This window comes from Paenibacillus sp. 01T422 (assembly GCF_056398785.1).
The window spans coordinates 1-8,856 of sequence record NZ_JBFTQB010000504.1; the positions used below are offsets into that span (position 1 = coordinate 1).

The 8,856-nt window shown below is 43.2% G+C and carries 9 protein-coding genes and 1 pseudogene; 8 read left to right on the plus strand and 2 right to left on the minus strand.

Features of this window, described 5'->3' with window-relative positions; all coding sequences use genetic code 11:
* On the minus strand, positions 1–827 hold an 827-nt coding region (locus AC1DUA_RS24390; RefSeq protein ID WP_477502229.1), incomplete at its 3' end, for a hypothetical protein.
* A gap of 89 nt (positions 828–916) precedes the next feature.
* On the opposite strand from AC1DUA_RS24390, the gene AC1DUA_RS24395 reads away from it, so the two are divergent.
* Both AC1DUA_RS24395 and AC1DUA_RS24400 read left to right on the plus strand, forming a co-directional pair.
* Positions 917–1,528 carry a lysostaphin resistance A-like protein gene (locus tag AC1DUA_RS24395; protein WP_477502230.1) on the plus strand — a complete coding sequence of 204 codons (612 nt, stop codon included), beginning with the start codon at positions 917–919 and terminating at the stop codon, positions 1,526–1,528.
* A gap of 305 nt (positions 1,529–1,833) precedes the next feature.
* Positions 1,834–3,492 carry a stalk domain-containing protein gene (locus AC1DUA_RS24400; protein ID WP_477502231.1) on the plus strand — a complete coding sequence of 553 codons (1,659 nt, stop codon included), beginning with the start codon at positions 1,834–1,836 and terminating at the stop codon, positions 3,490–3,492.
* A 58-nt stretch (positions 3,493–3,550) separates the two neighbouring features.
* Here AC1DUA_RS24400 and AC1DUA_RS24405 read toward each other — a convergent pair whose 3' ends face one another.
* Entirely contained in the window at positions 3,551–4,405 is an 855-nt protein-coding gene (locus AC1DUA_RS24405) for a polysaccharide deacetylase family protein (protein ID WP_477502232.1), read from the minus strand.
* A gap of 165 nt (positions 4,406–4,570) precedes the next feature.
* Here AC1DUA_RS24405 and AC1DUA_RS24410 point away from each other — a divergent pair, with 165 nt between their 5' ends.
* From AC1DUA_RS24410 to AC1DUA_RS24435, 6 genes and pseudogenes are all read left to right on the plus strand, one after another.
* Complete coding sequence (locus tag AC1DUA_RS24410) at positions 4,571–4,735, plus strand: hypothetical protein (RefSeq protein ID WP_477502233.1); 165 nt, start codon at positions 4,571–4,573, stop codon at positions 4,733–4,735.
* Positions 4,736–4,982: 247 nt separating this feature from the next.
* On the plus strand, positions 4,983–5,588 hold the full coding sequence (locus tag AC1DUA_RS24415; protein WP_127451207.1) for a genetic competence negative regulator: 606 nt from the start codon (positions 4,983–4,985) through the stop codon (positions 5,586–5,588).
* Between the two features lie 131 nt (positions 5,589–5,719).
* Positions 5,720–7,222 carry a DnaB-like helicase C-terminal domain-containing protein gene (locus tag AC1DUA_RS24420; RefSeq protein WP_477502234.1) on the plus strand — a complete coding sequence of 501 codons (1,503 nt, stop codon included), beginning with the start codon at positions 5,720–5,722 and terminating at the stop codon, positions 7,220–7,222.
* Between the two features lie 95 nt (positions 7,223–7,317).
* Positions 7,318–8,013 carry a glutamic-type intramembrane protease PrsW gene (gene prsW / locus AC1DUA_RS24425; RefSeq protein ID WP_477502235.1) on the plus strand — a complete coding sequence of 232 codons (696 nt, stop codon included), beginning with the start codon at positions 7,318–7,320 and terminating at the stop codon, positions 8,011–8,013.
* A 71-nt stretch (positions 8,014–8,084) separates the two neighbouring features.
* Complete coding sequence (locus tag AC1DUA_RS24430; RefSeq protein ID WP_164819461.1) at positions 8,085–8,240, plus strand: hypothetical protein; 156 nt, start codon at positions 8,085–8,087, stop codon at positions 8,238–8,240.
* A gap of 109 nt (positions 8,241–8,349) precedes the next feature.
* Positions 8,350–8,856: pseudogene (locus AC1DUA_RS24435) on the plus strand (germination protein YpeB); the annotation flags it as partial.

Genomic DNA, 8,856 nt, shown 5'->3' on the forward strand with positions numbered 1-8,856 from the left:
TTCGTACTTAACAGAAGTTCCATCGTTTGGTTGACGTCATTAACGTTGAGTTTCTTGGCTTGGCCAGATGCGATAAACTCATCAATGCGGATCGTCAAATCTTGCGGGTAAAAGGGTGCAAACGATTTGTTTTTCAGAAGTTTTGCTGTGATATACAGATTTTTAACATTTAAATTCATTGCACGCCATTGGTCCAGGTTCGCATTATTATTGGGGTCGAAATTTTCAATATCAGGATCGATTGTGCCATTCCAAGCAACAATAGAATCAAAGTAATTTTTCTGAGCTGTCAGTGCCWGCGTTTTGGCTTCTACGAAATAAGCATCTTTTTGAATGGCATCAAGCAGCTGCGGCCCGCTCAGCCCATTTGCTTTGCTTTGATAACTTTTCAGCGTGTCAGCAAAAAGCTTTAAGCTTTTGAGATATCCTTGATGCGATTGAACGAGAAGCGGCGAGGTTGCCGGCATATTTTTACTTTGGAGATCCACATATTTCTCATCAGCCAGCTTGTTTAATTCTTTCAGCACGGCTGAGGCGTCAACGGTTGAATTACCAGCTTCGATTTGACTCATCAATTCAAACCATTTATTCTGAAATTCCCTAAAGGGCAAAAAGATGGTATGGTAATAAGAAACGAGAACCTGCTGGTCGTAGGCCCCATATTCTTGAACAACCGCCTTATCGGCATGCAATATTTTCTCGTATTTCTGATCCGATTTTTCCTGCCCGATTTTCAATCCGTAGAAGAAGGCGCCGAGTATACAAACAAGCATAAAGATAAACATGAGGGCAAATAAATAATCAGTGCGGGTAAGACGCTTATCCATAATCAAGCTCCTTATTCTCTCTTTTTCTTTTAACTTAGTATAGGTGAAATAGGTATAAAAGGGAATATGTGAGGAAAGAGGCTGCATCTATGAAGAAATTCGATTTTAAGAATATCCGCTTCGGAAAAGTCGATGTGAATGATCTCAATGACCGAACTTTACTGCTCAATCTGTACATAACCCAACTACTTACGCTTATTATCGGAATCATAATCATTTTTTTTCAGAGCAATCATAAGTTTATTTCAATGTTCACGATTCAGGGCGGTTGGAAAATCCCGATTTGKGGGAGTTTATTTGCAATAGCCGTCCTTGGCATTGATATGTTAATCTCAAGGTGGGTGCCTAAGGAAGTGTCTGATGACGGCGGAATCAATGAGATGATCTTCGGACAGCGTCCGATCTGGCATATCGCGCTCATCTCATTCATTGTTGCCATCTGTGAAGAAGTATTGTTTCGCGGAGCCATTCAGCATGCCTGGGGACCTTATTGGACCAGTATATTGTTCGCGGCGATCCATATCCGTTATTTGCAGCATTGGCTCATGACAGGGATGGTATTTAGTATAAGCTACGGCCTCGGCTGGATTTATCTACAAACCGGAAGCCTCTGGGCACCAATTATTGCTCACTTTATCATTGACTTTGTCATGGGATGCATACTTCGTTTTGGTAAGGAGGAGGAAGAACAGAGCACATGAATGCAGAGGGAAAAATGCCTTCTCGTTCTCAGCGAAGGCCAATTGAAATGGAGGAAGATGACACCTATTTACCGCCGCGGCAAGCGGTGCATCCCTCTGAACGGGGAAAATGGACCCGAATCTTTTACGTTACATTACTTTGGTTATTTGTCATATTAGTCATTAGTTTAACGGTGTGGGGGATTAGGTACTATTCATAAAATCTCCCAGTTGGGCTAAGTTGTGTTAATCAAATAGAGAAGCTATGATAGATTCATAGCTTCTTTTTTTATGGGCTCACTTTGTCATGGGAGGATTTAGTTGCAATGAATGTGATTCAAGTACAAAGAAAATGGACGAATACTGTAAAAATAATAGCTGCACTTTTTGTTTTATTATCCAGTTTAATTTGGTCGTCAAAGCCATCTTACGCGTTTTCCTATGGTTATTTGACTTATCCTCAGGGTAATGTAGGCTTATTACGACCAGATATCGGAGTGAATTTAGAGTTTAGTGAAGGGAAATCGCCAGAAAGCTATCATTTTTACCTCAATGATCAGGAAGTGAATGCTACTTACGATCCTGTTTCTGTTAAATATGTGTATCAACCAAAGGAAGATTTGAAGCCTGGCACATATTCGGCTCGTTTATCCTTTAATTTCAGCGGTTATGAGCCAGTTCAAATGAATTGGAGTTTTACGGTGGTACAAGGAGCTGTAACACTTTCTTCGGATACTAGCCAGGAGCAGCAAGCAGGTCTGCAAGCGATTAATGACTATCGGGTTAAAATGGGCTTAACACCAGTGAAGTTCAGCAATGCTCTGAATATAGCTGCACAGAAACATGCGCAATATTTGTCGCAAAATAAAATCGATCCGATTAAAACGTCAGTTTCCTTGCATGATGAGGACCCAGCACTGCCTGGCTATATCGGCAAGTCGTTAAAAGAGCGCGCACAATTTATCGGATACACACGTGCGAGCAGCGAGGACGTAGCGTACAATCGGGTCTCGCTTGTTGAAGCAATTGATAGTTTGTTTGATGCTCCTTATCATCGAACACCATTCATGGTACCTGGACTCGTCGAAATTGGGGTTTATAAAGAAGGACCCTATCATGTCATTGAATTTGGATTTTCGGATGGGGTAGCACCTGAACTTGTTGTTTCTCCAGGAAGTAACGATGTCTATGTCCCTACAGTGTTTGATGGTCACGAAACGCCGGATCCAATGCGTAATCATACAGGAGCGGCATATCCGGTCGGCTACCCGATCATGGCTTCTATTAATGGACCAGACGTGAAGAAAGTTAAATTGGATGAGGCAGAATTAAAAGACGAAAGCGGGAACGCTGTAAGCCTGTTGAAGAATGAGCCTGGTATAGACGATCATCTGGATACTGAAGTTATTATCATGCCATCGAAGCCATTAGGGCTGGATACGACCTATACAGCGAAAATCAAACTAACGGCTACCATGAAGGATGGCACTACTAAGCCTTACGCCAAGGAATGGACGTTCCGCACAGAGCCTCGTGAGGGTTTAGGTGTGCTTAAGCTCCATAGTGATGCCGCTTCTTACACACTGCAAATGGGCAATTTCGGACTAAATCGTAATCATCTCGTTTCCTTTGCCTTAGCTGGCGACAAATACGTTCTCGATCTTATTCCGTTTGCTATGAAACAGAAGCCCTACATTCAAGAGGGAACCTCATTTCTATATATCCGAGATCTCGCTGCGGCTCTTGGTGCAACGGTGGAGTGGGATGATAAGCAGAAGGCAGCCATATACAAGAAGAAAGACAAGACGATCATGTTCTATACAAACCGGGATGCGTATAGCTTGAATGGTGTGGAGCATCAAACGGGTGCCGCGGCCAAGTTAGTTAATGAAACAACGATGATCCCGGTTCGATTGCTGTCAGAAGCGCTTGGAGCGAAGGTAACTTATGTGGAAAGCACCAAAACGGTCAATATTAGCTATTAAAAGTAAAAGCTTTGCAAGCCCCATCATGATGTGAGTGGGAGCTGCAAAGCTTTTTTTATTATCTCATTTCGAGCTCAATTGCATTCGGATCAACAAACGAGTATCCTTTTTCCTCTAACTGCGTCAGCAGAGTATCTAGAATTTTGACCGTCCACGGCAGTTCATGCATCAGAATGTTGCTGCCACCGTGCAACTGCTTCATGACATTCTCGATGACTTTGTTAGGATCATTTTTTTGGTTGGTCATTTCCCAATCCAATGACCCGTTTGACCAAGTCATATAGAGCATTTTATTTTCTTTTATTTTGGCTTTCAAATAATCGTTGCCCGAACCAAATGGCGGACGGAAAAACTGTGGGGCTTGCCCGGTTAATTCTTTAATAATTTTTTGAACATCGTCGACTTGTTGATCAATCTTGGCATTTGGCATGTCTTTCAAATTGTCATGATCCCATGCATGATTGCCAATGACATTGCCGCTTTCATGGATGAGCTTAACGAGTTCGGGCTTTTGCTTGATCCTGTACCCGTTGAAAAAGAAAATCGCCTTCGCGTTATGTTTTTTGAGGGTATTGATTAACGATTGATTCATCTCTTGCTCTTTGGGGCCATCATCAAAAGTTAACAGGATAATTTTCTTGTTTCCGTTAGGGTCATTAGGGACGATATCATAATTTTTGTTCATATGATAGTCCTTCTTAACTTCTTGCGGGGCGGGTTTAGTTGGCTCAGGCGTAGGTGTGGGAGCCGGTGTTTGGGTAGGTGCCGCCGTAGGAGTAGGGCTAGCAGCTGTTACAGCTGCAGTTGGTGTCGCACTGGTTGTGGAAACTGGGCTTTTGGCCGGTTGGCTTTCACTGCAGGCAGAGAGGAATATCATCATGCTGATCAACAGGACACTGGCTTTGTTATTCATTTCTCGTTCTCCTCAGGCAAATTAACTTCTTTCGTCTACCCTTATAGTACCACATTTCGCATAGAACATATCTCCTTTGTTTTCCTCTTATTTGGACGTATGCCCTTTCTACAACTCGCACAACCTATGAAGGATTCATACTAAATTAACATGGAGGGAGACCCAATGAAGATAGGTACTTTCTTGTTAGGTGGCATTGCCGGAGCTGCAGCGGTCGTCTATCTGAATCGCAAAAGTAAATCAATGTTGTTCTCCGCGTTCAGCTCATCCAGTGAATCGATGGGGAAAATTTTGCAAGCCAATAAGGAAAATTCGTCGACAATTCAATAAATGCTCACGGCAGGCACAGTCAGGCAAACCCACGGGGCCGGCTGTGCTTTTTCTTTTTATACATAACTTGCGCGTGCAATTGGAATCAAATAGTGTTAACATGGTAGGTGAAAACGATAAAAGAATACTTGTCCAAATCTTGCTTCAAGGTTCACATTTTTGTTTTTTTATCATATTCTGTTTTAATAAGATGACCATGCTTTCGATGCAAGCTTTCCAATCGGGAGGCTCAAAGGAGGATCCTATCATGAAAATAGAACGCTTAAGTCAGGATAAGATACGGATTTTCCTAACATTCGATGACTTAACTGAACGCGGAATTCAAAAGGACGACATGTGGAGAGAAATCCCCAAAGTACACGAACTATTCAGTGAAATGATGGATCAAGCCTATTCAGAGCTCGGATTTGACCCGTCCGGACCTCTAGCTGTTGAGGTGTTTGCACTGCCAGCCCAGGGAATGGTTGTCATTGTAACAAGAGGCAAGCTTGATTTGTATGCGAATTCAGATTCGTATGATGATCATGAGGCTGAAGAAGTGTATGAGATGGAAGTAACGCTTGAACAAAGCGATTTAGTCTCCTATGCGTTCCGTGACTTTGAAGATCTGCTGCGTGTCTCCAAAGTAATTAATCCGCTTCTCATTGAAGGCGGCACCCTTTATTCCTACAAAGGGAAATATATTTTACAACTAGAACCTGTTGACCTTGAAGATACGAAGTACCAAGCGTTAATCGCGGTCCTGTCCGAATTCGGAGAAGCTGCTTCCGTAACACAAGCGGTGCTTGAAGAGTATGGGAAGACGATTATTGCCGATGACGCCGTGAAGGTGCTTTGTCAGCACTTTAAATAAAGGCCATCCTCTTTTCTTTTGTTGTTGAATGAAACAAGCATCTTCAAAAACAACCGTTTTTGTTGATGCTTTTTTTAATTGGATAGAAAGTGGTTTTGCATCCTTGCGAAGAGATGATGGAGGAGAAAATCATGACGAACTTAGAGCATAAGCGCCTAGCGCCAACATTGGCAGCAGTTGATTTGGACAGTTTACTAAGCTATTACCAGAAACAGATGAGAGAAGAAGCTTTTTTGTATTTGCAAAAAAGGGGGATTACCGAAGAAACCGCGCAATTATTTCGGATTGGTTTTGAAATCGGGAAAATTGGGTTCTAYGTCGATCAGAATCAATTAGGCGATTATTTTGAGCACAGGGTGATCCTGCCAATTCGTAATTACGACGGTGAGATTGTCGACTTAATCGGACGCTCGATTGACAATAAGGAGCCGAAATATAAGGCCTTGTATGGCGTTGACCAATATCTTTTTAATTACGCTGCCTTGGAAGATTCGGATGAAGTCATTTTGTGCAGTGGCATTTTCGATGTGCTTTCGCTTGTTCAGGCCAAAGTCCCCGCTGTTTGTGTTCCGGATTATGGAATATTTAAAGAGCACCATCTCTCACTTTTTACTGGGAAACGCGTCTATATTTGTATGGGGAACGATGAGTACGGACGGAGAGAGTCTACACGGATTGAATCTGTTTTACGCGAGCAGGGAAACGAAACGTATATTATTTCCTTGCCTGAGACCATTCGGGATATCAATGATCTTTTCGTAAGAGCGAAGAACCCAGTTGAGACATTCCTGGCGCTGGTTAATCAGTCGGTTGAAGAGGCAATGTTAGCTCCTGTAGCGCCGGATATTAAGAACAGCACCGTATATTTGGAAGAATATATGAAAAGATTCCGTGGGCAGGTAGCCTCCATTCGAACAGGTTTTGATAAGCTGGACACGCTCCTATTCGGCGGCTTTGGGAATGGTCTGTACCTACTTGCTGGGTCAGGCTCTATAGGCAAAAGCATGCTGCTGAAGCAGATGGCTGATCATATCGCGCTTGAAGAAACACCGGTCATATTCGTTTCTTGGGACATGACGAATTTTGAATTGTGGTCTCGCAGTATTGCGCGGATTATTGGCGTAGCGCCGCAGAAAGTGCTTGGCGGAAAAATAGATCCCGATCAAGTGGCTGAAGCAAATAAGCAGTATGGAAAAATCAGTAAGATGTTGTGGATGCTTGAGTGTACGATGAGTACGACACTGGATCAAGTCGCCGCTAATATAGAACGAATTGCGGTTATCGTGGGCAAAGAACCCGTCATCTTCATTGATCACTTGCAGCGAATTCCAATGGGCGAAGGCGCGGCGTCATTGACTTGGCAGCAGCAGCAAGCCGCTATTGCGTTTACACTTAAGCAATGGTCCCGAGAATGGGATTGCCCGATTATCGCAGCTACTGCTCTGGAGTTAGGTCAAGATAACGTGCCAGACCGTGTGCAGGCTTCTGCTGATGTCGTGATGATTATGCAGCCTGTGAAATCGGATGTCGATGGTCAACAGGCCATATCTCTTGCATTAACGAAAAACCGAAATGGCACAATAGGGAATATCCCTCTCGTTTTCCATAATGATTGCGCGCTCTTTACGGAATAAATCATAGAAAAGTCACTCCAAAATGACTATAATGTAATATGACATGACTGTACTGAGGGTACTTCATAACTTCTAGCATAAGGGGGAAGCCGCATTTGCAAATATTACCGATTGTTCTTGCAGCCGTAGCCCCAGGTCTCTCACTGCTCGCATACTTTTATTTAAAAGATCGTTACGAAACGGAACCCATCCATTTGGTTATCCGCATGTTCTTATTTGGTGTGCTGCTCGTATATCCGACGATGGTACTTCAGAATGCTCTGATTCAAGAAGTAGGCGAAGGAACTTTTATTTCATCGTTTCTCTTATCCGGAGGCATTGAAGAGTTTATGAAATGGTTCGTTCTGTATCATTTGATCTTCCGACATGAAGCATTTGATGAACCGTATGACGGAATCGTATACGCGGTTGCGGTAAGCTTGGGTTACGCTACTTTAGAAAATATTATCTACGCATTCCTGAATGCAGCCTCTTTCTCTGCGCTTATGATCCGCGCTCTGCTACCGGTTTCAGCGCATGCTCTATTTGGAGTCATGATGGGATATTACTTGGGGAAGGCGAAGTTCGTTCCTCACAAAGCTCGAAAGTATCTGTGGTTCTCACTCCTGCTGCCGATTCTCTGGCATGGATTGTTTGACTACATTTTACTCTTTTTCAAATCCAATTGGATCTGGGTCATGATACCAGTTATGACATTTCTATGGATTCGTACGATTTGGCGGGTTGACCGAGCAAATGCCCATTCGCCGCTGCGCGTAGCATCAGCAGAAGAGAAGATTAAAATGAGTTAAATTGGTCAATACTGGACAGTATAGATGGCAATTCCTGGCTCAAAGAGCTTGGAACTACCGGGAGGGTGTACATGTCCATAACACGAGTGAAAGTAAAGATCCGCTGCCGACAGTGCGGGGAAAAGTTCGTGCTGAAAGGTAAACGAGAAAAAGGCAAGATCGAAACGGGATTTAGGCAATGCATTTGCAGCAATGAGCATGACTTTGAAATAGAGACGGATGAATAGCGAGAGGCCATTCTTTATGAATAGGCCTCTTTTTGTTGTCAATCTTGTATAAACCTGTCTATCCACGCAAAAACTAAGCGCAAGTTTAGGGGATGAAAGGGGTATTCACGTGTATAAAAGATTGAGCATTGTCATGTTTCCATTCCTTCTGGTTGCTTTAATTGGTGCATCGGTTTGGGGGTACTTGGAGCATCAGGAGAAAAATACGATTTTGATTAAAGCAGAGAACCAATATCAGCGCGCGTTCCATGATCTCTCCTTCCATATGGATAAACTGCATACGGAGCTAGGGAATACGCTTGCTGTTAACTCAACGGCGGAGCCTTCTTACAGGAAAGGGCTTGTGAATGTGTGGCGGTTGACTAGTCAGGCTCAAAGCGACATCACACAGCTTCCGTTAACGCTGCTTCCTTTTAACAAAACAGAGGATTTCTTAGCGAATATGGCTAATTATTCCTACCGGATGTCCGTTCGTGATATGACCAAGCAGCCATTAACGGAAACGGAAATAAAAACATTAAGTTCGCTTTACGATCATTCCGCTGAGATTACAAAGGAAATACGCGGGGTCCAAGACAAAGTAATGACGAACAGTTTGCGTTGGATGGACGTGGAG